Genomic DNA, 22,800 nt, shown 5'->3' on the forward strand with positions numbered 1-22,800 from the left:
CCGTCAGTCGGCGGCCCGGTTCATGAGACCGCCTCCGCGTGCAGGATGGCCGCCCGTTCGGGGTGGAACACGGGGAAGTCGAGCCCGACGACCCCGAGTGCAGAGCCGCTGAGCACGGGGGCGCTGCCGTCGTCGGCGCGGTCCGGCGTCGCCCCGCCCAGCCAGGCGGGGACTTGCCAGGGCGGACCGAGCGACTCGGGGGCGTTCGCCGTCAGCCGGTAACGGCGACGGGGGTCCAGTCCAGGAAGACGGATGTGCGCCATCGCGTCGGCGCTGGTCGACGGCGTCACCACCGCGTAGATCGCCTCGTCGCGGGTGGGCGAGACGACGCCCCGCAGCGACGGGCCGCCGAGATCGCTCGAACCCGACACGGCTCGGCCGGTGGAGATGAGGTCGCGGTGACGACGCCAGCGCGCGATCCAGGTGGAGAGCACCTCGCGCTCGTCGCCGCTCAGTTCGCGGATGTCCCACTCGATGCCGAAATGCCCGAGGAACGCCACGGCACAGCGATAGGCGAGTGTGGAGGTGCGCCCGGTGGTGCTGGAGACCGCAGAGGCCACGTGCGATCCCATCATCTCGGGCGGTACGAGCAGGCCGGTCCAGCCGAGGATGTGGAAGCGGTCGACCGGGTCATGGCTGTCGGAGGGGTGGATACGGTCGGTGCGCTCGAGGATGCCGAGGTCGACCCGGCCCCCGCCCGACGCGCAGCTTTCGATCTCGAGCTGGGGATGCCGGCGGCGCAGCTCGTCGAGGAGCCGATACACCGCGATGGTCTGGTCGTGGACCGCGGGCGCGCCGGTGGCCGGATGCCCGGCGTCGACGAGGTCGCGGTTGTGGTCCCACTTCAGGTAGCTCACGCCGATCTCGGTGACAAGAGCGTCCAGTCGGTCGCGGATGTGCGCGTACGCATCGGGGTTGGTCAAGTCGAGCACCTGCTGGAAGCGGTAGCGCGCGGGCAGGGTGTCGCGGGCTCGAAGGATCCAGTCGGGGTGGGCCCGGGCGAGGTCGGAATCCTCGTTGATCATCTCGGGCTCGACCCAGAGTCCGAACTCCATTCCCAGCGAGCGCACCCGATCGGCCAGCGGGCGCAGTCCGTCCGGCCACGCCCCGGGATCCGGCTCCCAGTCGCCGAGGCCGGAGCGGTCGTCCCGTCGCCCCCGGAACCAGCCGTCGTCGAGCACGAACCGTTCGACGCCGAGAGCCGCGCCCTGTTCTGCCAGCTCGGTCAGGGCCGCGGCATCCTGATCGAAGTACACCGCTTCCCACACGTTCAAGGTGACCGGTCGCGGCCGGTCGCCGGCGCGGTTGCGATCGCGCAGATACGTATGGAACCGCGCGGATGCCGCGTCCCACCCGTCGCCGTACGCGCCGAACACCCACGGCGTCACGTACTCGTCGCCTGCCTTCAGGCGCACCTCTCCGGGAAGGAGCAGCTCGCCGCCGCGGAAGGCCAGGTACCCGTCGGTGCGCTCCACGGCGTGCTCGTGGTCACCGCTGAAACCCACGTGACAGAGCCATGTCTCACCGGCGTCGGCGGCGAAACCCGGCACACCGAGGGCGAGGACGGTGGTGGCGTCGAGACCCGTGCGGCCGCGGCGCGAGACGCGAGCGTGGGTGCCGCGGACGACGGGATGGCGCTGCGGGATCCGCTCGTGAGCCCACCTGCCGGTGAAGTCGAGGATCTCGCTCGCGCGCAGGGGCACCGGCAGCGCCGGGAGGGCCTCGACGACGTCCACGTCGTTCGCGACGGTGCCGAGATTGCGCACGCCGACTCGTGTGCGCAAGAGGCCGGCAGGCGTGAGATCGATCTCCACAACGACGCCGATCCCTGCCCATTCGTCGCTCCCCTCGGCGGTGATGCTCGCGGCTCCGAGCGAGATCGCACCGACAGGGACCGGCGTGCCCGCCACGAGCAGCGGCGCGGCGCGGAAGCGCGGGGACCACGCGCGACCACCGCGGTGCACGCTCAGTCCGGGGCTGCCGAACCAGCCGCGCGAGTGTTCCGGGAGCACACTCGGTCGGTATGGTACGTCCGAATCAGCGGACAATCCGGGCCGATGATCGATGGAGGCGAGCGCGCACAGGTCGTCATCCGAGACATCCAGGCGCGCGCCCCAGTGGAGGATCGCCGGCAGCTCGTCGCCGCGTTGGGTCACCACCACCGACACATCATCGGACGACAGATGGACGACGCGAAGATCACTCATACGCACTATCTTGGTGGCGAAGGGGGAGGGGAGTACAGTCAGAGATCGATCTCACCAGGAGGAACGTGACTCTCCACCCCGCCACCCCCGCTCCGGCCGCAACCGCCCTCGCGCCCGAACGGGTCAGGCTCGCGCCCGGGACGTTCGAGAACCGCCGACGTCTCAACCGCGAGTACCTCGTCTCGCTGACGGAGCGCAACCTTCTGCAGAACCACCTTCTCGAGGCCGGGGTCACTGACCAGGCCTGGCACCTGCATCCCTCGCGTTCCGGCGTCGCCGACCGTGGACTCGATCGGCACTGGGGCTGGGAGACCCCGGGCTCGCTGCTGCGGGGACACTTCCTCGGTCACTGGATGTCGGCGGCGGCGCGCGAAATCGCCACCACCGGGGACCCGGTGCTGCGAGGCCGCCTCGAGAACGTTGTGGCTGCATTGGAGCGGTGCCAGGACGAGAACGGCGGGGAATGGGTGTTCGCCACCCCCGAGTCGTTTCTGCGGCGACTGGGCGAAGGCCGCGAGACGTGGGCGCCCCAGTACGCGATCCACAAGACCTTCATGGGGCTGATGGACGTATGGCGGGACCTCGGCGACGAGCGCGCCCTCGCGATCGCGAACCGCGCGGCGGCGGCGATCGCCCGGTGGGCGCGCGGGTTCGACACCGCGAGCTTCCAGCGGATCCTCGATGTCGAGACGGGTGGAATGCTCGAGGTGTGGGCTGACCTGCTCGAGGCCACCGGTGACGAGCAGTACCGCGAGCTGCTCGACCGCTACTGGCACGGCGCTGTCTTCGACCCGCTGCGGGCGGGCGACGACGTGCTCACGAACATGCACGCCAACACCACGATCCCCGAGGTGCTCGGGGCCGCCCGCGCCTACGAGGTCACCGGAGAGGGGCGGTGGCGCGACGTCGTGACCGCGTACTGGCGGTCCGCGGTCGTGGAGCGCGGCACGTTCTGCACCGGCGGGCAGACCTCGGGAGAGATCTGGACGCCGCCCTTCGCGTTCGCCGCCCGCCGGGGGTCGAAGACCCAGGAGCATTGCTCGGTGTACAACATGATCCGGCTGGCGGACGTGGTCTTCCGCTGGACCGGAGATGTCGAGGCGCTGGACTACATCGAGACCAACCTGCACAACGGCCTGCTCGCACAGCAGAACCCGCGCACCGGCATGGTGGCGTACTTCCTCCCGCTCGAAGGCGGCGCACGCAAGGAGTGGGGCAGCCCCACCGAGGACTTCTGGTGCTGCCACGGCACGCTCGTGCAGGCGCACACCCGTCATGCTCAGTCTGCCCTCTACGCCGCACCGGGCGGCGCCTTGACGGTGGCGCAGTACGTGCCGGTCCGGGGTGACTTCCCCGACCGGGGCGCACGCATCGACATCGTCGTCCTCGACGACGCGCGGTACGTCGGTCCCGACGCCAATGCCGGACCGGGCGGCGACCGTCATCGTCCGCGGGCGCTTCGCGTGCGCGTCACCGTCACAGGAAGCGCGAGTCAGGTGCGTCTGCGCGTGCCGGCGTGGATCTCGGCCGAACCCCGCGTGCACACCGAGGCGTCCTGGCAGCGCGCGGACCGGTGGCTCGACGTCGCTCATCCCGGCGGCGAGACCGAGATCGCGGTGGAGTTCCCGTTCGTCGTACGGACGGTGCCGATCCCCGACGAGCCGGCGACAGTCGCCTTCGTGGAGGGTCCGACCGTCCTGGCGGGCCTGGTCGATCGCGAAGTGGCGCTCATCGGTGATTCGGACGACGCGGCTACGATGCTCGCGCCCGATGACGAGCGGCAGTGGACTCAATGGCTCACGCGCTATCGAAGCGTGGGGCAGTCCCAGGCGATCCGGTTCGTGCCGTTGCACGAGGTGGTCGACGAGCGCTACTCGGTGTACTTCCCGGTGCGCTCGGCGTAGCTTCGCCGACCTACATCGCGGTGCGGGTCGAGCCGCGTTCGACGAGCTCGGTCGGCATGACGATCGCCTCGGGCGCCACCTCATCCCCGGCTGCGGAGCGGGCCAGAAGACGCACTGCGGTCGCGGCCATCTCGCGGATGGGCTGGCGGATGGTCGTGAGCGACGGCTGCAGCCAACGCGCCCCCCGAACGTCGTCGAAGCCGACCACGAGCACGTCGCGGGGGATGCCGAGCCCGCTGTCGGTGACCGCCCGATAAGCGCCGGCGGCCATCTCGTCCGAGCAGGCGAAGATCCCCACGGGGCCTTCGCCGCCGAGCTCCGACAGTGCCCGTGCGCACGCACGGCGAGCGTCCCACGCGCTCCAGTCGGCGCTCGTCCGTACGCACGGCGCTCCGGGCGCGAGCTCGCCCAGGGCTGCGGTGAACCCGTCGACACGCGCGCGTCCGTACCGGTACGAGGGTGCGCCGCCGATGACGATGAAGCGACGGGCTCCCCGGGAGATGAGGTGCTCGGCGGCCGCCGAACCACCCGCCCGGTCGGTCGTGCGGACGCTCGGCAGCGGCCTGGACGACTCGGAGGGGGGCTCCATCAGCACGAGGGGGATGCCGGCGCGGTGCATCGCGAGGATCTGCGTGCTCGTGGGGGTGATGAGTCCGACGACGACGCCGGCGGAGCCGCGGGAACGGATGCGTTCGGGCCAGTCGTGCGCGGGGTCGTCCCGCTCGGCTGTCAGCACGAGGTCGTAGCCGAGCGACGAAGCGGTGGTGCGGGCTCCCGCGGTGATCTCCTCGGTGTACGGGTCGTGGAAGTGCCCGAGGACGAGGTCGAACATCAACGAGGTGCCACGGCGCGGCCGGCCCCGCCCCGCACCGGTGCCGGGGTAACCGAGCTCGGCCGCCGCGCGGAGGACTGCAGCTCGCGTCTCGGCGGCCATCTCGCCCCGCGCGCGGAGCGCCCGCGACGCCGTGGCGACACTCACCCCTGCGTGTTCGGCCACCGCACTGAGGGTCACACGTGCGCCGTCGCTCATAGAGCCATTTTTGCGCAAAGTTCATACGCTTCGCTTCCGCGCGGTGGCAGTGTGACGGCGTAGCACCCGTCGATGCGGAGGATGAAGTCGATGACGACGACATACGAGGGACGCCGCGCCCTGATCGTGCGCGGTGGATGGGAGGGTCACCGACCCGTCGAGGCGACCGAGATCTTCGTGCCGTTCCTGGAGCAGCAGGGCTTCGACGTGCGCATCGAGGAGTCCAATGAGGTCTACGCCGACCGTGAGGTGATGAACCGCACCGACCTGATCCTGCAGTGCGTGACGATGTCCGAGATCTCGGCCGATGCGCTCGCCGGCCTGCGCGGCGCCGTCGAACGCGGCACCGGCCTGGCCGGCTGGCACGGCGGCATCGCCGACTCGTACCGGAACAGCTCCGACTACCTGCAGCTGATCGGCGGTCAGTTCGCCACCCACCCGTCCAGGCACCCGGACGCGCGCGAGGGCGTCGAGGCCGACAACTTCCTCTGCTACACGGTCGACCTCACGGACCTCGGGCGCTCGCACGAGATCATGGTCGGCGTCGAGGACTTCACCCTCCGCACCGAGCAGTACTGGGTGCTCACCGACGACCTCAACGACGTGCTGGCCACGACCACTCATCCAGTCCAGCCGTACCACCCCTGGCATCGCCCCATCACCTCGCCCGCCGTGTGGACGCGCGAGTGGGGTCAGGGTCGCGTCTTCGTCGCGACCCCCGGTCACAGTCTGTCCGTCCTGCGCGACGTCAGCGTCCGCACCATCATCGAACGGGGAATGCTCTGGGCGACTCGCCGTCCATGACCACGGCGGCCTGGCCGTGATAGATGACGCGGGATGGGTCCGGACCCGCAGCCCGGGCGTCAACCCGCCGTGCGCACACGGAACACGGTCGCCGCCGTCGCGAGGAGGACGACGACGGCGCCGCACCAGCGCGCGGTCACGCCGAGGGCCAGCGAGAGGCCATGTCGGCCGCGGGCCTCAACCATGGCGGATTCCACAAGCACTTCGGCTCCAAGGACGAGCTGATGGCGGCGGCGGCATCCGGGATCGGCTCGACCGCGTCGCGGCCGAGAGCCCGGGCGGCAGCGCTGCGCTGGACCCGGCTGGTGGACGAATACCCGACGTCGTCGCACCGGGACGCGCCGGCTCGTGGGTGCGCGAATGCCGCACTCGCCGCAGCCGCCGCTCGCGGCAGGACCCGGCCCCTCGTGCGGCCTGGATCGAGGGGCCGGAGGAGACGCTCCCGTCTCGAGCCGATGGCTGAGGCAGGCGGTCGACGGGGCCGGGAATGACGAAACCCCCGCGATGTAGAAGCTACGCGGGGGTTTCAGTGGCTCCGACCGGCATCGATCCGGTGACCTTTCGATTTTCAGTCGAACGCTCTACCAACTGAGCTACAGAGCCTTGCGGCATCTCTTATACAAGACCTGCCGCGTCCTAGACGAAAGGCCCTCTTCGAAAAAAGGGCCCGTCGCTCGGAGCGACCCTGACGGGACTTGAACCCGCGACCTCCGCCGTGACAGGGCGGCACGCTAACCAACTGCGCTACAGGGCCATGCTTGTTGAGTTATTGAGTGACCCCAACGGGATTCGAACCCGTGCTACCGCCGTGAAAGGGCGGCGTCCTAGGCCGCTAAACGATGGGGCCGGGTGAACCTTTGGGGCTCACTGCCGAGGACCAAGCATACGTAACTCCCCGCGAAAACGCGAATCGAGGGCGCGCCGCCCTTGTGCAACTTCTCGCAGAGGCGCACACTGACCGGGTGACCGCTACCCGAGGCGGCGGTCGCCGTCCACCTCTGGGGGGTTGCACATGTTACTGATGTTGCTAGTGTGAAACGAGTTGACGCCGCGAGGGAGGGATCCGGTGCAGCCCGAAAACGCCACTGATCAGGCCGTGTCCGACGACACCTCCGTGGACTGCGGGTGCGCTCCATCCGCCCGTGAGCAGCGGCGGCTCTGGCCGTCGATGAACCGGCGCACGGCGCTCGGGCTCGGCATCCTCGGTGTCGCGGTGCTCGGCGCCGCCGGCGGAACGCTCGGCCCGCGCGTCGCTCCCGCGTTCGCCGCCGACTACCCGTCGTGGGACGACGTCGTCGCCGCGAAGAACAACGAGACGGCCAAAGCCGCCGAGATCACGAAGATCCAGCAGCTGATCGCGGGGCTCGAGGCCGACGTCGCCGCGAAGCAGCAGGTCGCGCAGCAGCTCGCCGACGAGTTCTACGTGGCTCAGCAGGCGTACTTCGACGCGGCTCTGCGAGCGGACCAGCTGCAGCAGCAGGCCGACGAGCAGGCCGGAGCCGCGCTGGAGGCCGCGAACAAGGCCGGCCGGGTCGCGGCGCAGCTCTATCGCAACGGGGGCGACGACACGTCGCTGGAGCTCTTCTTCGCGGGCTCGGCCGCGGGCGCCGACGACCTGCTGGCGCGACTGGGCACGATGGACAAGCTCGTCCAGCGCAACCAGGACGTGTACGCGCAGGCCGTCACCGCACGCGACTCGGCGCAGAGCCTGAGCGACCAGGCAGCCGTGCAGCGCGCCGAGCGCGACCGGCTGCAGAAGATTGCCGAAGAGAAGATGGTCGCCGCGCAGAAGGCCGCCGACGAGGCGCAGGCCGCGCTCGACGCGCAGAACGCGAAGCGCGGCGAACTCGAGGCACAGCTCGCGGCCCTGCAGGACGCGACGGCGAAGACCATCGCGGACTACCAAGAGGGTGAGCGCCTCCGCAAGGAGGAAGAGGAGCGACAGCGGCAGGCCGCGGCGGCAGCAGCGCGCGCCGAGGCGGAGCGCCTCGCCCAGCAGAACCAGGGCGGTGGCGGTGGCGGTGGAGGCGGCAGTGGCGGCGGAGGAGCCGTCGTCGGCTCGGGCTGGGCGCGACCCTCGTCCGGCTGGCGCAGCTCCGGCTACGGCCCCCGCACCGTGCAGTGCGGCAACAGCTACTGCTCCAGCGGCTTCCACTACGGCGTCGACCTCGCGGCCGGCTGCAGTTCGGGGATCTACGCCGCATCGGCGGGTCGCGTCGTCTACGCCGGCTGGAACGGCGGCTACGGCAATTACATCAAGATCGACCACGGCGGCGGCATCGGCACCGGCTACGGCCACATCCGCTCGGGCGGCATCTTCGTCGGCGTCGGGCAGTGGGTGAACGCCGGCCAGCTCATCGCGAGCGAGGGCAACACCGGCAACTCGTTCGGCTGCCACCTGCACTTCGAGACCTACGTCAACGGCGGCACGACGAATCCCATCAACTTCATGGCGGAGCGCGGCATCTCGGTCTGACCGACAACACGCCTGAAACGACGAGAACCGGATGCCGCGGCATCCGGTTCTCGCATGAGAAGACAGGTCAGAGCGTGCTGGGGGCGACGCCCTCACCCTGCGTGCGGGTCTCGGCGTCGTGCTCCTTGAAGCGGTCGAAGGCCTCGCCGACCAGTCGCTCGGCCTCGGCGGCGTTCGCCCACTCGTCGACCTTGACCCACTTGTTGGGCTCGAGGTCCTTGTAGTGCTCGAAGAAGTGCGCGATCTCCTTCTGCAGGTATTCGGAGATGTCGCCGACGTCCTGGATGTGGGCCCACCGCGGGTCCTTGGCGAGCACCGCGACGACCTTGTCGTCGCCGCCGGCCTCGTCGCTCATCTTGAGCACGCCGACGGGACGCACGCTCGCGAGGATGCCGGGCGCCAGGTCGACGTCGAGGATCACCAGAACGTCGAGCGGGTCGCCGTCCTCACCGAGGGTGTTCTCGAAGAACCCGTAGTTGGTGGGGTAGCCCATGGGCGTGTAGAGGATGCGGTCGAGGAACACGCGGCCCGTGCCGTGGTCGACCTCGTACTTCACGCGGCTGCCGCGCGGGATCTCGATGACGGCGTCGTACGCGCCCATAGTGGTGCTCCTTCGAAGACTGTGGATTGCCGCGACCAGCCTAGTCGCGGCACGTCGCGGGTACGGTGGGCTGGTGGAGGAGCGCAGACCCGGACTCGACCCCGCCGTCGCCGAGGTGCGGCTCGCGGTGCGCCGGGTCCTCACCGGTCTCGAACCCGGCACGACCGTACTCGTCGCGCTGTCAGGCGGTGCCGACTCCCTCGCCCTGGCAGCCGCAATGGCGTTCGAAGCCCCGAAGCTCGGTCTCCGCGCGGCATCGCTCACCGTCGACCACGGCCTCCAGGACGGATCGACGGATGCTGCCACCTCCGCGGCGGCGAAGGCCGAGGCCCTCGGGCTCGATGCCCGCGTCGTGCGCGTCGCGGTCGGGGTCGCGGGCGGTCCCGAGGCCGCAGCGCGCGGCGCGCGCTACCGCGCCCTCGCCGATGGTGCCAGGGCCGTCGGCGCGGCCGCCATCCTCACCGGCCACACGCTGGACGACCAGGCGGAGACGGTGCTGCTCGGCCTGGCCCGCGGCGCGGGGGCCGCCAGCCTGCAGGGCATGGCCGAGGCATCCGTCGTCGACGAGATCGCCCTCGTGCGTCCGCTGCTCGGCGTGCGCCGCGCCACCACTCTGGCCGCGTGCGCGGCCGAAGGCCTCGAGCCGTGGCACGACCCCCACAACGCCGACCCGCGCTTCGCGCGCGCGCGTGTGCGCGCTGCCGTGCTGCCGGTCCTGGAGTCCGAGCTCGGGCCGGGAATCGCCGAGGCGCTCGCGCGCACCGCGGCGCAGCTGCGCGAGGACGCCGAGGCCTTCGACGAGATGATCGACGAGACGATCGAAGACATCGTCGAGCACGCCGAGGCCGGCATCTCGGTGTCGGTGGCCGCGCTCGCCGCAAATCCGGCGGCCCTGCGAAACCGCATCATCCGGCACGTGGTGGCGAGCGAGTTCCACGAGAGCCTCACGCGGATGCAGACGCTCGAGGTGGCGCGCCTGGTCACGGACTGGGCGGGTCAGGGGCCGATCGACCTGCCCGGATGCCGCGCCCGCCGGATCGGCGGACGGATCGAGTTCTCGGCCCGCGTCTGAATAGACTCTTCTCCATGCGCGCGGCCGACGTCTCCAGCGACATCACCGAAGTCCTCGTCACCGAGGAGGAGATCCGAGCCAAGCTCGATGAGATCGCGGCGCAGGTCGCAGACGACTACGCGGACGAAGACCTTCTGCTGGTCGGCGTGCTCAAGGGCGCGGTCATGGTCATGGCCGACTTCTCGCGCGCGCTCGAGAAGCACGTCACGATGGACTGGATGGCCGTCTCGTCGTACGGCGCCGGCACGAAGTCCAGCGGTGTCGTGCAGATCCGCAAGGACCTCGACACCGACATCCTCGGCAAGCACGTGCTGATCGTCGAGGACATCATCGACTCGGGCCTCACCCTCAGCTGGCTGCTGGACAACTTCGCGGCCCGCGGGGCGGCATCCGTCGAGGTCTTCGCGCTGCTGCGCAAGCCCGAGGCCGCCAAGGTCGAGGTGCGCTGCCGGTACGTCGGCTTCGACATCCCCACGGAGTTCGTCGTCGGCTACGGCCTCGACTACGCCGAGAAGTACCGCAACCTGCGCGACGTCGCCGTGCTCGCGCCCCACGTCTACAGCTGAGCTGCGCACCCGGCGGACTGTGATTACGCCCGGGGCGAATGCACAGACGGCGCTGAGGAATCGCGCGATACCCTGATTCAACCGCCGACGGGGGTTTTCCCGTCCGCGGCGGCACGTCGACGAAAGGGGTCGGGCTCGCGCCCGCGCCATGGACTTCAAGAAGATCACACGCAACCCGCTCTTCTATGTCCTGCTGATCGGGGTCTTCCTCATCGTGGGGTTCTCGCTCATCTCGAGCCTGGGCGGCGCGAAGCAGATCTCCACGCAGGAGGGTCTCGAGCTGCTCTCGGGCGACACGGTCACCGAGGTCGTCAACACCGACGGCGACCAGCGCGTCGACATGAAGCTCTCGAAGGAGTACGAGGGCGCGACCGACGTGCAGTTCTACTACGTCTCCGCGCGCGCCGCCGAGGTCGTCGACGCGGTCAACGAGGCGAACCCGAAGGACGGCTTCAACGACGCCGTACCGCGCGCGACGTGGTTCGACGGGTTCATCTCCCTCCTCCTGCCGATCCTGCTGCTCGGTCTGCTGTTCTGGTTCCTGCTGTCGAGCGCTCAGGGCGGCGGCAGCAAGGTCATGCAGTTCGGCAAGTCGCGCGCGAAGCTCGTGACGAAGGAGATGCCGCAGGTCACCTTCCAGGACGTCGCGGGTTCCGACGAGGCGATCGAAGAGCTCGAAGAGATCAAGGACTTCCTGAAGGACCCGTCGAAGTTCCAGGCCGTCGGCGCCCGCATCCCGAAGGGTGTGCTGCTGTACGGCCCTCCCGGAACAGGCAAGACGCTGCTCGCCCGCGCGGTCGCGGGTGAAGCGGGCGTACCGTTCTACTCGATCTCGGGTTCGGACTTCGTCGAGATGTTCGTCGGCGTCGGCGCGAGCCGCGTGCGCGACCTCTTCAACAATGCGAAGGACAACGCGCCGGCCATCATCTTCATCGACGAGATCGATGCCGTCGGCCGCCACCGTGGTGCCGGTCTCGGCGGCGGCCACGACGAGCGCGAGCAGACGCTCAACCAGATGCTCGTCGAGATGGACGGCTTCGACCCCAAGGCGAACGTCATCGTGATCGCGGCGACCAACCGCCCCGACATCCTCGATCCGGCGCTCCTTCGCCCCGGCCGCTTCGACCGCCAGATCGGCGTGGACGCGCCGGACCTGAAGGGCCGCACCAGGATCCTCGAGGTGCACGGCCGCGGCAAGCCGCTCGCCGACGGCGTCGACCTCGAGGTCGTCGCCCGCAAGACGCCCGGCTTCACCGGCGCCGACCTCGCCAACGTGCTGAACGAGGCCGCCCTCCTCACCGCCCGCTCGAACGCACAGCTGATCGACAATCGCGCACTCGACGAGGCCATCGACCGCGTGATCGCCGGCCCGCAGCGCCGCACCCGCGTGATGAAGGACAAGGAGAAGCTCATCACGGCGTACCACGAGGGCGGCCACGCCCTCGCGGCGGCGGCGATGAACCACACCGATCCCGTCACGAAGGTCACGATCCTCCCGCGCGGCAAGGCCCTCGGCTACACGATGGTGCTGCCGCTCGACGACAAGTACTCCGTCACCCGCAACGAGCTGCAGGACCAGCTCACCTACGCGATGGGCGGCCGTGTCGCGGAAGAGATCGTGTTCCACGACCCGACGACCGGTGCGTCCAACGACATCGAGAAGGCGACGAACATCGCTCGCAAGATGGTCACCGAGTACGGCATGACGGGCGACATCGGCCCGGTCAAGCTCGGCCAGTCCTCCGGCGAGGTCTTCATGGGCCGGGACATGGGCCACGGCCGCGAGTTCTCGGAGCGCGTCGCCGAGCGCGTCGACGTCCAGGTGCGCGACCTCATCGAGCAGGCGCACAACGAGGCGTACGAGGTCATCAACGCGAACCGCGACGTGCTCGACAAGCTCGCGCTGGCGCTCCTCGAGAAGGAGACGCTCGACCACCTGGAGCTCGCCGAGCTCTTCAAGGACGTCAAGCGCCTGCCGCCGCGCCCGCAGTGGCTGTCGAGCGAGCAGCGTCCCGTCTCGGAGCTGCCGCCGGTCGAGGTGCCGCAGCGCCGCGACGAGGCCGGTCTCGCCGCGAGCGTCGAGGCCGACGAGCTGCCGGCTGCCGAGAAGGCGACCAAGCGCCGCCCCACCGGACAGGCGCGCCCGGCGACCGCGTAGGCTCGGCCTATGGCCGTCGATCGTGAGCGCGTCGCCGCGCTCGTGCGCGAACTGCTCGAGGCGATCGGCGAAGACCCCGAGCGCCCCGGACTGAAGCAGACGCCCGAGCGCGTCGCCGACGCCTATGCCGAGTTCTTCGCGGGAGTGGGGACGGATGCCTCTGCCCCGCTCGCGCACACCATCTCGGTGTCGCGCGGGCCGGCGCCCGACACGCTGCCGTCGGGAGCGGTGATCCTGCGCGACATCATCTTCCGCTCGGTGTGCGAGCATCACCTCCTGCCTTTCCGCGGGCACGCGCACCTCGCCTACCTCCCCGGGGAGCAGGTCGTCGGACTCGGCGCGCTGCCGAAGGTCGTCGACATCCTGTCGTCGCGTCCCCAGGTGCAGGAGCGCCTGGGCGAGCAGATCGCCGACGTGATCGCCGGATCCCTCGACGCGCGTGGCGTGCTGGTCGTGCTCGACGCGTCGCACGAGTGCGTCACGATGCGGGGCGGACGCCAGCCGGATGCCTCGACCGTGACGATCGCGGCGCGCGGCGAGCTCGCCGACCCCGCCGCGCGGGCCGAGCTCGTCGCCCTGATCGGAGCTGGTCGCGGATGACCCTCATCATGGGCGTCGTCAACGTGACGCCCGATTCCTTCAGCGACGGCGGGCGCTACGTGGATGCCGACGCCGCCGTCGCCCACGGGCTCCAGCTGCGCGCGCAGGGCGCCGACATCCTCGACGTCGGCGGCGAGTCCACGCGGCCGGGTGCGGAGCGCGTGAGCCCCGAGGTCGAGCAGGAGCGGGTGCTCCCGGTGGTGCGGGCGTTGGCGGAAGCCGGCGTCGTGGTCAGCATCGACACGATGAACGCCTCGACCGCCGCCGCGGCCGTCGAGGCGGGCGCGCGGATCGTGAACGACGTCTCGGGCGGCATGGCGGATCCCGCGATGCTGGCGACCGTCGCCTCCGCCGCCGCGGACGTGGTGCTGCAGCACTGGCGCGGCCACTCCGCCGACATGTACGCGAGCGCCGTGTACGACGATGTCGTCGCCGACGTGGTCGGCGAGCTCGCCGCCCGCATCGAGGCGGCCGCGGCGGCGGGCATCGATCCCTCGCGGGTGATCGTCGACCCCGGCATCGGCTTCGGCAAACGCGGCGAGCAGAACTGGGAGACGCTGCGAGGGCTCGACCGCTTCGTCGAGATGGGTCAGCGCGTGCTGATCGGCACGAGCCGCAAGCGGTTCCTCGCCGAGGCGCTCGCGGAGGACCCCGCCGATGCCTCAGAGGCCCGGCGGGACCTCGCCACCGCGGTGACGAGCGCCCTTGCGGCACAGGCGGGGGTCTGGGCGGTGCGCGTCCACGATGTCGCCGCCACGCGAGATGCTCTGGTGGTCGCCGGACGCTGGGCGGGCGCGGACGGATCAGACGGCCGGGAGGGCTGATGGACTTCATCGACGAGATCACGCTCATGGGCGTGCGCGCCTACGGATACCACGGGGTGTTCGAGGACGAGCGGCGTGAGGGCCAGGAGTTCGTCGTCGACGTGACTCTGTCCCTCAGCACCGCGGAGGCTGCCGAGACCGACGACGTCGGCGACACCGTGCACTACGGCGAGGTCGCCGAGCGCATCGTCGAACTCGTCGGCGGTGAGCCGCTGAACCTCATCGAGGGCGTCGCGGCGCGCATCGCCGACGATCTCCTCTCGTACGACCTCGTGCGGATGGTCGCGGTCACCGTGCACAAGCCCCGGGCCCCGATCGCGGTCCCGTTCTCCGACGTGTCGGTGACGATCCGCCGCGGCCGCCCCGTGGACCCGGCGTGGGCGGTGGGCTCGTGAACCGCCGTCTCGCGCAGGGCTTCGACGGCGACGTCGAGCGTCACCCGCGTACAGCGGTCGAAGCCGTCGTCGCGCTCGGCGCCAACCTCGGCGATCGCGCCGAAACGATGGCGGCCGCGATCAAAGACCTCGCGCGGGTGCCTCTCGTCGACGCGGTGCGGGTCTCGGAGCCGATCGAGTCGGTCGCTCTGAAGCCGGAAGGACCGGATGCCTCGGCCCCGGCGTACCTGAACGCCGTCGCCATCCTCACCACGCGCCTGGCGCCGTCGGTGCTGCTCGGCTACCTCCATGCCATCGAGCAACGGTATGGCCGGGTGCGGTCGACCACGCGCTCCGCGCGCGAAGGAGGCTGGGAGGACCGCACGCTCGACCTCGACCTCATCGCCTACGACGCCGTCGTCAGCGACGATCCGCGGCTTCTCCTCCCGCACCCGCGCGCGGCGGAGCGGGACTTCGTGCTGGGTCCATGGCTGACGGTCGACCCCGACGCCGTGATCCCCGGCGTCGGCCGGGTTGACGAGGCGCTGCGCCGGCTGCGGTCGGAGACCCGATGAAGCGCACGGGTGCGGGGGTGCTGATCATCGCGGCCATCCTCGGGGTCGCGGCGGGGTTCCTCGTGGATCAGCTGCTGACCTCGGCAGGGCGACCCACGTTCACGCCCGCGGTGACGCTGCCGATCCTTCTCGTGCTGCTGGGCGCGGTCGTAGTCGGACTCGCGATCCCGATCCGCCGGGCCACCCGCGGCACATCGAAGGCGAAGGTCGATCCGTTCCGCGCGGTGCGCATCGCGATGCTCGCCAAGGCGTCGAGCATCGTCGGCGCCGCGATCGGCGGACTGGGTGCGGGGCTGTGGATCTTCCTCGCGACCCGACCGGTCACGCCCTCGCTAGGCTCGTTGGGGACGGTCATCGCGACGACCGTGTGCGGCGCCCTGCTGGTCGCCGCGGGTCTGGTCGCGGAGCACCTGTGCACCATCCGGAAGGACGACGATGACGAACAGCCCGGAGGCGATGCCTGATGGGGCTTCGCCCCACACCCCCGGCGCTACCGCGAGCCACCCGGACTCGAACCGCGAATCCACAGCCACCGACGCGGCGGCTGTCTCCGACGCCGCCCCGGGGTTCGAGCGGTTGGTCGAGCCGCGGTCCGCGAACCGCCTCGCCCTCGAGAGCGGGGTGTGGCACCAGATCTCGCCGAAGTACGTGACCGTGCAGTTCATCTCGACGGGGTCGTTCCTCCTCGTCGTCATCGCGGCCACACTCGTGCTCACGCTGCTCATGCACCAGCTGTGGGCGTGGATCCCCGGCGGGATCATGACGGTGATCCTCGCGTGGACGCTCGCCATCCTTCCCCGGCAGGCGCGCGCGATCGGGTACCAGATGCGCGACGACGACCTCGTCTTCCGCCGCGGGATCCTGTGGCAGCGCTTCGTCGCCGTTCCTTACGGTCGCATGCAGCTCATCGACATCACGCACGGCCCGCTCGACCGCGGCTTCGGCATCGCGCAGCTCAAGTTCGTGACCGCCGCCGCCGCGACCGGCGTGGTGATCCCCGGCCTCGCCCAGTCCACCGCGGAGACGCTCCGCGACCACCTCGTCGAGGTCGCCGAGAGCCGGCGCACGGGGCTATGAGCGATCCGCTTCCGCCGTCGGAACCGGCGCCCGCGGGGCGGGGCGTACCGTCGGCCGCCGCTCCCGCCGGCGCCGGCGCGCCGCCGCCGCAGCTCGTGCGCTCGCCGCTCAGCGACGGCGAATGGCACCGCCTGCATCCGCTCACCCCGCTGCTGCGCGGCGGGCTGTTCCTCATCGTCGTCATCGGCATCGTCATCGCGAACCTGCGCGATCGCCTGCTGTACCTCTTCCTGCCATGGCTCGCGCCGGGCGTGGGAGACGAGGTGGTGGAGTGGGAGCAGGTCGGCGGCGACCCGGTCGACTTCATCATCGCGAACAACCTCTACGTGCTCGCCGGCGTCGCGGTGCTCGCTGCCCTCATCGTGCTGGTCACGGTGTTCTACACGTCGTGGCGCTTCCACACGTTCCGCATCACGGGTGACGACGTCGAGGTCCGCAGCGGCATCCTGTTCCGCACGCAGCGGCGTGCCCCGCTCGACCGCGTGCAGGGCGTCAACCTCACGCGTCCGATGATCGCGCGGCTGCTCGGCATGGCCAAGCTCGAGGTCGTGGGGGCGGGCACCGACGCCAACGTCAAGCTCGAGTACCTCTCGACCTCCAACGCCGAGGCGGTCCGCGCCGACATCCTGCGCCTCGCGTCGGGGCGCAGGCTCGCGATGTCCACGGGTCCCTCCGGCGCGGCAGCACCCCGGCAGCCCGGCCGGGTCGCCTCTCTCAGTCAGACCGTCGGTCGCGAGATCACCGGACTCATCGAGGGGCCAGAGGCCCCGGTCGCCGAACTCGAATCGGTCGTCCACATCCCGGTCGGCCGGCTGGTGGCATCGCATGTCCTCAGCACCTCGACGCTGGGCCTTCTGTTCGCGATCGTCGCGATCGTGATCGGCGTCAGCCAGGGCGTGACGTGGCTGCTGTTCGGGTTCGTGCCCGCGATCATCGGCTTCGGCGCGTACTGGGTGCGCTCGATCGTCCGCTCGCTGCGCTACTCGATCGCGCCGACGCCGGACGGCGTGCGCATCACGTTCGGGCTCTTCACGACGATCACCGAGATCGTCCCGCCCGGCCGCGTGCACGCCGTCGAGGTGACGCAGGGGATCTTCTGGCGCCCCGCCGGATGGTGGACCATCCGCATCAACCGCCTCACCGGCCGCAGCGCCGCAGACAGCACGACCGATCAGTTCACGACGGTGCTGCCCGTCGGCACGGCGGCGGACGTCGAGCGGGTGCTGCGCCTTCTGCAGCCCTCGCTGTCCGAGGAGGAGCGCGCGCTCATCGTCCAGCAGGGCATCTTCGGGCCGACCGACGGCGACACCTTCACGAACACGCCGACGCGTGCGTGGTGGATCCGACCGTTCTCCTACCGCCGCAACGGCTTCCGCCTCACCGAGGACGTGCTCCTGATGCGACGCGGCGTGGTGTGGCGCAAGCTCGTGATCCTGCCGCTCGCGCGGCTGCAGAGCCTCGGGCTGTACCAGGGGCCGCTCGACCGCGCGTCGCGCGTGACCAACGTGCGCGCGCACGTCGTGACCGGCCCGGTCTCACCTTTCCTCGCGGCGGTCGACCGCGACAGCGCGCTCGCGCTCTTCGACGACGTCGCCCGCGGGTCGGTGCGCGCCGCGCTCGCGGACCGCACCCACCGCTGGGCGGAGGACGAGACGGATGCTGCCGACTCCGTCGCGGTGACGCCCGAGTCGTACGTCCCCGCCGCCGCGGCCCCCGCGCCACCTGCCGGCGGCGCAGACGCTCACGCCGCAGCATCCGTGCCCCCTCCGCCGGTGGGTTACACGGTCGTGGCGCAGCCGGGGAAGGACCGCCGGTGAGCCGGGACGGTCGCCTCGGCGTCGGCATCATCGGCGCCGGACGGGTCGGGCCGGTGCTCGGCGCCGCGCTCGGCGGAGCCGGGCACGCGCTCGTGGGGATCACGCAGGGCTCCGACCCCGAGCGCGTCGAGGCGATGCTTCCCGGCGTTCCCGTCCTCGACGCCACCGAGGTCGTCCGCCGCAGCGAGCTGGTGATCGTCGCAGTACCGCACGACCAGCTCGAGGGGCTGGTCGGTGGTCTCGCGGAGGTCGGTGCGTGGCAGCCGGGGCAGCTCGTGCTGCACACGGATCCGGCCTGGGGCACCGGCATCCTGTCGGCCGCCGTCGTGATGGGGGCGATCCCGCTCGCCGTGCACCCCGCGATCGAGTTCAGCGGGACCTCGATGGATCTGCGGGCGCTCTCGAGCGCGTACGCCGCCGTGACCGCCCCCGCCCCCGTCCTGCCGATCGCGCAGGCGCTCGCCGTCGAGCTCGGCTGCGAGCCGGTCGTGGTCGACGAGTCGGCCAGGCCTGCGTATGCGGAGGCGATCGCGACCGCACGCGATTTCTCCCGCTCGATCGTGCGGCAGGCGACAGCACTGCTCGCCGAGGCGGGCGTGCCGCAGCCGGGGTCGTTCCTCTCCGCCCTCGCGCACACGACGATCGAGCACGCGCTGGCGGAGGCGGGCTCCGGTCCTGGAGCCGAGCCCCCCGCTACGGTCCAAGGATGATCAGCACCGTCGACGAGCTGCGGGCTCGGCGCGCCGAGGTCCGCGCCGCGGCGGCCGCGAACGCGGATCGCGGCGTGGACGCGTGCATCGCTGCTGCGCAGTCGGCGCTCATGGGAGAGCCGCGCATACGGCTGGAGTACCTCAGCGTCGTCGATCCGGCGACATTCCTGCCGGTCGGCGAAGGCAGCAGCGGACGCGCACTGGCGCTCATCGCCGCCTCGGTGGCGGGACACCGGTTCATCGACAACGGCGAGATCTACCTGGGCTGACCCGGGTCCGAGTGCGGGGAGGGCGACATGCGTGTCATGCGGATCGGCGGTCCGACCGCCCTCGTCGAATGGGAAGGGTGGCGGATCCTCACGGATCCCACCTTCGACCCGCCGGGACGGACGTACTCCTTCGCACTGGGGACGTCGTCGCGCAAGACCACCGGTCCGGCGATCGCGCTGCGGGAGGTCGGCCCGGTCGACGTGGTGCTGCTGAGCCACCATCACCACGCCGACAATCTCGACGACGCCGGCCGGGCGGGACTGTCGGTGGCGCGGACGGTGCTGACCACCGTCGCCGGCGCGAAGGCGCTGACCTCCGACGCCGCCCATCCCGACGCGCGGGGGCTGGCTCCCGGAGACGTTGTCACCCTCACCGCCGACGGCAAGCGCTCCCTCGTGGTCACGGCGACACCGTGCCGGCACGGTGCTCCCTTTACCGGCCCCATCGTCGGCCCCGTGGTCGGGTTCGCCCTCACGCTCAGCGGCGCTGCGCGCCCGGGCCTGTGGATGACGGGCGACACAGTGATGTACGGCGCGCTGCGCCGCGCCGCGACGGGCCTGCGACCCGATGTGGCCTTGGTGCACATCGGCGCCGTGAAGTTCCCGCTCACCGGACCGCTCGCGTACACCATGGACGCCGACGACGCCGTCGAACTCATCGGGCTCGCCGAGCCCGGCGTGGCCGTGCCGATGCACGTCGAGGGCTGGAGCCACTTCTCGCAGCAGGAGGAGGCCGCCGCGGCCGTCTTCGGCGCTGCTCCGGGACACGTGCGGGAGCGGGTGCGCTGGGCACCGCTCGGCGTGCCGATCGAGCTCGGCTGAGTTCGATCCGACTCGCGTCGAGCCGGGCTCAGCCTGCCGGGTCGTCCTGCGGGGCCGCCTGGAGCGAGTGGCGCCGCATCGCGATACCCGCGCCGAGCGTCGCGACGAGCACGACCGCGGAGAAGACGAGCAGCACGGCCGTCTCACCCACGAAGGGAAGGGCGAGGCCCACGAGGAGCACCGGCGCGACGAGGCCCCCATAAGCGATGAGGAAGAGCAGCGCGAGAGTCTCGCCTCGGCGATCGGGTGCAGCGAGCGCGCTCGCCGCGGCGAGCGCCGAGCGGAACATGATGCCGGCGCCGGCACCGGCGACGATGCCGCCCGCGATGAAGAGCGCGAGAGCAGGGATCAACGCGCCCGCGGCGATGGACAGGAGACCCGCCGCGAAGCACAGCATCGCGATGAGAAGCTGCGCCGGCTGCGCGACGCGGACCAGAAGCACCTGCGCGACCGTTGCAGCGCCGAAGACGGCGAAGACGGTCGCACCGTCCACCAGGTGATCGGAGACCTGGAATGTGTCGTGAAGGAAGGTCGGAGCCAGCGACGTGAACAGCGCGAAGAGCGCGAACGAGGCCGCCGCGCCGGTGCTCGCCGCGGCGAAGGCCGCGCCGGACCCGGCGGGGAGCGCCAGCCGCTGTGGGCGGTAGGCCGTATGCGGCGCAGAGGTGTCGACGGTCTCGGGCACGGCGTGCAGCACGAGCGCCGCCGCGAGGAAGAGGACCAGGAACACGAGGTGCGGCAGCTCCAGCGGGTCGGGAGCGAACTCGGCGAACAGAGCGCCCACGAGCGGTCCGAGCGCGAGTCCGCCGAGATTGGCTGCTCCGGCCACCGACGCTGCGACGACCGGCGTCTCCCGGGGTCGCGCCTTCGAGCGCAGTTCGGCAAGATGAGCCGTCGCCGCGGCGCTGAGCATGCCGACGCTGACCCCGTCGACGAATCGCGCGGCGATGAGGCCGGGAACCGAGTTCCAGAGGATGAAGACGACTGCCGCGAGCGCAGATACGAGCACCGCGATCACGGCCATCCGGCGTCGCCCTGCCCAGTCGCTGATGTGACCGATCAGGAACAGGCTGACCACGACTCCGACCGCGAACGCGGCGAAGATGAAGGTCACGACCGGAACGGGGAAGTCGTCGGCCGCCTGGTAGAGCGGATACAGCGGCGTGGGCACCGTGGCGTAGGCGGTGACGGTCGTGAAGGCGGCTGCGACGGCCCAGAACCCGGCGAGATCCGACATCGTGCGACGAGCTTGCGACATCGCGTCGTCCGATCGTGTCGAGGTAGGCGTTCGATGAGCCGCCCCCGACCTTACTCGCGCCGTGGAGCACCTCGGTAGACTTGGGGGTCCGCGTTCTGCGGAGAACCCCCACCGAGGAGCACACCCCGTGACCGACGCGACCGCGCCCGATGAGCCGACCGAAGAGGAAGTCTTCGAGCAGAAGGCCGTGCGACTGGCGAAGCGCGAGCGTCTGATCGCGGAGCGGACGGATGCCGCAGGCGGGGCGTATCCGGTCAGCGTGCCGATCACCGACACGATCCCGGCGCTGCGCCAGCGCTTCGCCGACCTCGAGGCGGGCGCCGAGAGCGGCGTCACCGCGGCCGTCGCCGGCCGCGTCGTCTTCAGCCGCAACACCGGCAAGCTCTGCTTCGCCTCGCTGCAGTCCGGCGACGGCAGCCGAATCCAGGCGATGGTGTCGCTCGCGGCGGTCGGCGACGAGTCGCTCCAGGCATGGAAGGAACTCGTCGACCTCGGGGACCACGTCTTCGTATCGGGCGAAGTCATCTCGAGCCGGCGCGGCGAGCTCTCCATCATGGTGTCCGAGTGGAGCATCGCGTCGAAAGCCGTGCTGCCGCTGCCGAACCTGCACTCCGAGCTCAGCGAGGAGAGCCGCGTCCGCAGCCGCTTCCTGGACCTCATCGTGCGCGATCGGGCGCGCGAGACGGTCGTCGCCCGCGCGAAGGTCAACGCGAGCCTGCGGCAGACGTTCGCCTCCCACGACTTCATCGAGGTCGAGACCCCCATGCTCCAGGTGCAGCACGGCGGGGCCTCCGCGCGGCCGTTCATCACGAACTCCAATGCGTTCGACACCGACCTGTATCTGCGGATCGCGCCGGAGCTGTTCCTCAAGCGCGCCGTCGTGGGCGGCATCGACCGGGTGTTCGAGATCAACCGCAACTTCCGCAACGAGGGCGCCGACTCGACGCACAGCCCGGAGTTCGCGATGCTCGAGGCCTACCAGGCGTACAGCGACTACAACGGCATCGCCGACCTCACGCAGGAGCTGATCCAGAACGCGGCGATCGCGATCTCGGGGTCGACCACGGTGACCTGGGCCGACGGCACCGAGTACGACCTGGGCGGCCAGTGGGACCGCCTCTCGATGTACGAGTCGCTGTCGGGGGCGGCCGGCCGCGAGATCACGCCCGAGACGCCGTTCGAGGACCTCGTCGCGCTCGCCGAGGCCGAGGGGGTCGACCTGCCGCCGCACGCGATCCACGGCAAGCTCATCGAGGAGCTGTGGGAGCACTACGTGAAGCCGGGCCTCGTGCGCCCCACCTTCGTGATGGACTTCCCGGTAGACACGAGCCCGCTCGTGCGCGAGCACCGTTCGATCGTCGGCGTCGTGGAGAAGTGGGACTTGTACGTGCGCGGCTTCGAGCTCGCGACCGGCTACTCCGAACTCGTCGATCCGGTGATCCAGCGCGAGCGTTTCGTCGAGCAGGCGAAGCTCGCCGCCAAGGGCGACCTCGAGGCGATGCGCATCGACGAGGAGTTCTTGCGCGCGCTCGAGCACGGCATGCCGCCCACCGGTGGCATGGGGATGGGCATCGACCGTCTGCTCATGGCGGTGACCGGGCTCGGCATCCGCGAGACGATCCTCTTCCCGCTCGTCAAGTAGTCCGCCGGCTGGAT

The 22,800-nt window shown here is 70.7% G+C and carries 22 protein-coding genes and 3 tRNA genes; 17 read left to right on the plus strand and 8 right to left on the minus strand.

Translation table 11 applies throughout. The annotated features are described in order from the left end of the window. Positions 1 to 20: 20 nt before the first annotated feature. Entirely contained in the window at positions 21 to 2,207 is a 2,187-nt protein-coding gene (locus MRBLWH3_RS05560; protein ID WP_363429476.1) for an alpha-galactosidase, read from the minus strand. A 65-nt stretch (positions 2,208 to 2,272) separates the two neighbouring features. On the opposite strand from MRBLWH3_RS05560, the gene MRBLWH3_RS05565 reads away from it, so the two are divergent. Then, positions 2,273 to 4,111: a beta-L-arabinofuranosidase domain-containing protein gene (locus MRBLWH3_RS05565; RefSeq protein ID WP_363429478.1), complete on the plus strand. Its 1,839-nt coding sequence runs from the start codon at positions 2,273 to 2,275 to the stop codon at positions 4,109 to 4,111. A gap of 10 nt (positions 4,112 to 4,121) precedes the next feature. On the opposite strand, the gene MRBLWH3_RS05570 is transcribed toward MRBLWH3_RS05565, so the two are convergent. Beyond that, complete coding sequence (locus MRBLWH3_RS05570; protein WP_363429480.1) at positions 4,122 to 5,141, minus strand: LacI family DNA-binding transcriptional regulator; 1,020 nt, start codon at positions 5,139 to 5,141, stop codon at positions 4,122 to 4,124. 90 nt (positions 5,142 to 5,231) lie between these two features. Here MRBLWH3_RS05570 and MRBLWH3_RS05575 point away from each other — a divergent pair, with 90 nt between their 5' ends. Beyond that, positions 5,232 to 5,945, plus strand: coding sequence for a ThuA domain-containing protein (locus MRBLWH3_RS05575; protein ID WP_363429482.1), 714 nt, complete (start codon positions 5,232 to 5,234; stop codon positions 5,943 to 5,945). Positions 5,946 to 6,004: 59 nt separating this feature from the next. Here the strand turns inward: MRBLWH3_RS05575 and MRBLWH3_RS05580 are convergent, their stop codons facing one another. The 4 genes from MRBLWH3_RS05580 to MRBLWH3_RS05595 form a co-directional block, all read right to left on the minus strand. Beyond that, complete coding sequence (locus tag MRBLWH3_RS05580; RefSeq protein ID WP_363429484.1) at positions 6,005 to 6,130, minus strand: hypothetical protein; 126 nt, start codon at positions 6,128 to 6,130, stop codon at positions 6,005 to 6,007. Positions 6,131 to 6,475: 345 nt separating this feature from the next. Beyond that, positions 6,476 to 6,548 (minus strand) — tRNA-Phe (locus MRBLWH3_RS05585). Between the two features lie 77 nt (positions 6,549 to 6,625). Further along, positions 6,626 to 6,699 (minus strand) — tRNA-Asp (locus tag MRBLWH3_RS05590). 20 nt (positions 6,700 to 6,719) lie between these two features. Then, positions 6,720 to 6,792: transfer RNA gene (locus tag MRBLWH3_RS05595), tRNA-Glu, on the minus strand. Between the two features lie 249 nt (positions 6,793 to 7,041). Here MRBLWH3_RS05595 and MRBLWH3_RS05600 point away from each other — a divergent pair. Beyond that, positions 7,042 to 8,421 (plus strand): peptidoglycan DD-metalloendopeptidase family protein, encoded by a 1,380-nt coding sequence (locus MRBLWH3_RS05600; RefSeq protein WP_363429486.1) that lies wholly within the window; start codon positions 7,042 to 7,044, stop codon positions 8,419 to 8,421. A gap of 67 nt (positions 8,422 to 8,488) precedes the next feature. On the opposite strand, the gene ppa is transcribed toward MRBLWH3_RS05600, so the two are convergent. After that, complete coding sequence (gene ppa / locus MRBLWH3_RS05605; protein WP_363429488.1) at positions 8,489 to 9,022, minus strand: inorganic diphosphatase; 534 nt, start codon at positions 9,020 to 9,022, stop codon at positions 8,489 to 8,491. 73 nt (positions 9,023 to 9,095) lie between these two features. Between ppa and tilS the strand changes: the two genes are divergently transcribed. From tilS to MRBLWH3_RS05670, 13 genes are all read left to right on the plus strand, one after another. Further along, a complete protein-coding gene (gene tilS / locus MRBLWH3_RS05610; protein ID WP_363429489.1) occupies positions 9,096 to 10,094 on the plus strand; it encodes a tRNA lysidine(34) synthetase TilS in 999 nt (332 codons plus the stop codon). A 14-nt stretch (positions 10,095 to 10,108) separates the two neighbouring features. After that, on the plus strand, positions 10,109 to 10,660 hold the full coding sequence (gene hpt, locus MRBLWH3_RS05615) for a hypoxanthine phosphoribosyltransferase (RefSeq protein ID WP_363429491.1): 552 nt from the start codon (positions 10,109 to 10,111) through the stop codon (positions 10,658 to 10,660). A 148-nt stretch (positions 10,661 to 10,808) separates the two neighbouring features. Further along, positions 10,809 to 12,818, plus strand: a complete 2,010-nt coding sequence (gene ftsH / locus MRBLWH3_RS05620; protein WP_363429493.1) for an ATP-dependent zinc metalloprotease FtsH — start codon at positions 10,809 to 10,811, stop codon at positions 12,816 to 12,818. Between the two features lie 9 nt (positions 12,819 to 12,827). Then, a complete protein-coding gene (gene folE / locus MRBLWH3_RS05625; protein ID WP_363429495.1) occupies positions 12,828 to 13,418 on the plus strand; it encodes a GTP cyclohydrolase I in 591 nt (196 codons plus the stop codon). After that, positions 13,415 to 14,242: a dihydropteroate synthase gene (folP, locus tag MRBLWH3_RS05630; RefSeq protein ID WP_363429497.1), complete on the plus strand. Its 828-nt coding sequence runs from the start codon at positions 13,415 to 13,417 to the stop codon at positions 14,240 to 14,242. Before folE ends, folP begins: the two co-directional genes overlap by 4 nt. After that, the gene (gene folB / locus MRBLWH3_RS05635) at positions 14,242 to 14,637 is read left to right on the plus strand and encodes a dihydroneopterin aldolase (RefSeq protein WP_363429499.1); all 396 of its coding nucleotides are present in this window, start codon (positions 14,242 to 14,244) and stop codon (positions 14,635 to 14,637) included. The genes folP and folB overlap by 1 nt, the downstream gene beginning before the upstream one ends. Next, entirely contained in the window at positions 14,634 to 15,191 is a 558-nt protein-coding gene (gene folK, locus MRBLWH3_RS05640; RefSeq protein ID WP_363429501.1) for a 2-amino-4-hydroxy-6-hydroxymethyldihydropteridine diphosphokinase, read from the plus strand. The genes folB and folK overlap by 4 nt, the downstream gene beginning before the upstream one ends. Further along, complete coding sequence (locus MRBLWH3_RS05645; RefSeq protein ID WP_363429503.1) at positions 15,188 to 15,655, plus strand: DUF3180 domain-containing protein; 468 nt, start codon at positions 15,188 to 15,190, stop codon at positions 15,653 to 15,655. Before folK ends, MRBLWH3_RS05645 begins: the two co-directional genes overlap by 4 nt. Continuing rightward, a complete protein-coding gene (locus tag MRBLWH3_RS05650) occupies positions 15,627 to 16,268 on the plus strand; it encodes a PH domain-containing protein (RefSeq protein WP_363429505.1) in 642 nt (213 codons plus the stop codon). Before MRBLWH3_RS05645 ends, MRBLWH3_RS05650 begins: the two co-directional genes overlap by 29 nt. Then, a complete protein-coding gene (locus tag MRBLWH3_RS05655) occupies positions 16,265 to 18,085 on the plus strand; it encodes a PH domain-containing protein (protein ID WP_363429507.1) in 1,821 nt (606 codons plus the stop codon). The genes MRBLWH3_RS05650 and MRBLWH3_RS05655 overlap by 4 nt, the downstream gene beginning before the upstream one ends. After that, the gene (locus tag MRBLWH3_RS05660) at positions 18,082 to 18,795 is read left to right on the plus strand and encodes a Rossmann-like and DUF2520 domain-containing protein (RefSeq protein WP_363429509.1); all 714 of its coding nucleotides are present in this window, start codon (positions 18,082 to 18,084) and stop codon (positions 18,793 to 18,795) included. Before MRBLWH3_RS05655 ends, MRBLWH3_RS05660 begins: the two co-directional genes overlap by 4 nt. After that, entirely contained in the window at positions 18,792 to 19,064 is a 273-nt protein-coding gene (locus MRBLWH3_RS05665; protein WP_363429511.1) for a hypothetical protein, read from the plus strand. The genes MRBLWH3_RS05660 and MRBLWH3_RS05665 overlap by 4 nt, the downstream gene beginning before the upstream one ends. Before the next feature lie 27 nt (positions 19,065 to 19,091). After that, complete coding sequence (locus MRBLWH3_RS05670; RefSeq protein WP_363429513.1) at positions 19,092 to 19,886, plus strand: MBL fold metallo-hydrolase; 795 nt, start codon at positions 19,092 to 19,094, stop codon at positions 19,884 to 19,886. A 28-nt stretch (positions 19,887 to 19,914) separates the two neighbouring features. Here MRBLWH3_RS05670 and MRBLWH3_RS05675 read toward each other — a convergent pair whose 3' ends face one another. Beyond that, positions 19,915 to 21,144, minus strand: a complete 1,230-nt coding sequence (locus tag MRBLWH3_RS05675) for an MFS transporter (protein ID WP_363429515.1) — start codon at positions 21,142 to 21,144, stop codon at positions 19,915 to 19,917. 127 nt (positions 21,145 to 21,271) lie between these two features. Here MRBLWH3_RS05675 and lysS point away from each other — a divergent pair, with 127 nt between their 5' ends. Continuing rightward, entirely contained in the window at positions 21,272 to 22,786 is a 1,515-nt protein-coding gene (gene lysS, locus MRBLWH3_RS05680) for a lysine--tRNA ligase (protein WP_363429517.1), read from the plus strand. The last annotated feature ends 14 nt before the right edge of the window (positions 22,787 to 22,800 follow it).

The sequence above is a fragment of the Microbacterium sp. LWH3-1.2 genome (genome assembly GCF_040675855.1).
Lineage (GTDB): Bacteria > Actinomycetota > Actinomycetes > Actinomycetales > Microbacteriaceae > Microbacterium.

What these genes read in the sequence shown, in the direction of transcription:
- MRBLWH3_RS05560 (WP_363429476.1), bottom strand. Translation starts at nt 2,207, where the DNA reads ATGAGTGATCTTCGCGTCGTCCATCTGTCGTCCGATGATGTGTCGGTG.
- MRBLWH3_RS05570 (WP_363429480.1), bottom strand. Translation starts at nt 5,141, where the DNA reads ATGAGCGACGGCGCACGTGTGACCCTCAGTGCGGTGGCCGAACACGCA.
- MRBLWH3_RS05575 (WP_363429482.1), top strand. Translation starts at nt 5,232, where the DNA reads ATGACGACGACATACGAGGGACGCCGCGCCCTGATCGTGCGCGGTGGA.
- MRBLWH3_RS05580 (WP_363429484.1), bottom strand. Translation starts at nt 6,130, where the DNA reads ATGGTTGAGGCCCGCGGCCGACATGGCCTCTCGCTGGCCCTCGGCGTG.
- ppa (WP_363429488.1), bottom strand. Translation starts at nt 9,022, where the DNA reads ATGGGCGCGTACGACGCCGTCATCGAGATCCCGCGCGGCAGCCGCGTG.
- hpt (WP_363429491.1), top strand. Translation starts at nt 10,109, where the DNA reads ATGCGCGCGGCCGACGTCTCCAGCGACATCACCGAAGTCCTCGTCACC.
- ftsH (WP_363429493.1), top strand. Translation starts at nt 10,809, where the DNA reads ATGGACTTCAAGAAGATCACACGCAACCCGCTCTTCTATGTCCTGCTG.
- folE (WP_363429495.1), top strand. Translation starts at nt 12,828, where the DNA reads ATGGCCGTCGATCGTGAGCGCGTCGCCGCGCTCGTGCGCGAACTGCTC.
- folP (WP_363429497.1), top strand. Translation starts at nt 13,415, where the DNA reads ATGACCCTCATCATGGGCGTCGTCAACGTGACGCCCGATTCCTTCAGC.
- folB (WP_363429499.1), top strand. Translation starts at nt 14,242, where the DNA reads ATGGACTTCATCGACGAGATCACGCTCATGGGCGTGCGCGCCTACGGA.
- MRBLWH3_RS05645 (WP_363429503.1), top strand. Translation starts at nt 15,188, where the DNA reads ATGAAGCGCACGGGTGCGGGGGTGCTGATCATCGCGGCCATCCTCGGG.
- MRBLWH3_RS05650 (WP_363429505.1), top strand. Translation starts at nt 15,627, where the DNA reads ATGACGAACAGCCCGGAGGCGATGCCTGATGGGGCTTCGCCCCACACC.
- MRBLWH3_RS05655 (WP_363429507.1), top strand. Translation starts at nt 16,265, where the DNA reads ATGAGCGATCCGCTTCCGCCGTCGGAACCGGCGCCCGCGGGGCGGGGC.
- MRBLWH3_RS05665 (WP_363429511.1), top strand. Translation starts at nt 18,792, where the DNA reads ATGATCAGCACCGTCGACGAGCTGCGGGCTCGGCGCGCCGAGGTCCGC.
- MRBLWH3_RS05670 (WP_363429513.1), top strand. Translation starts at nt 19,092, where the DNA reads ATGCGTGTCATGCGGATCGGCGGTCCGACCGCCCTCGTCGAATGGGAA.
- MRBLWH3_RS05675 (WP_363429515.1), bottom strand. Translation starts at nt 21,144, where the DNA reads ATGTCGCAAGCTCGTCGCACGATGTCGGATCTCGCCGGGTTCTGGGCC.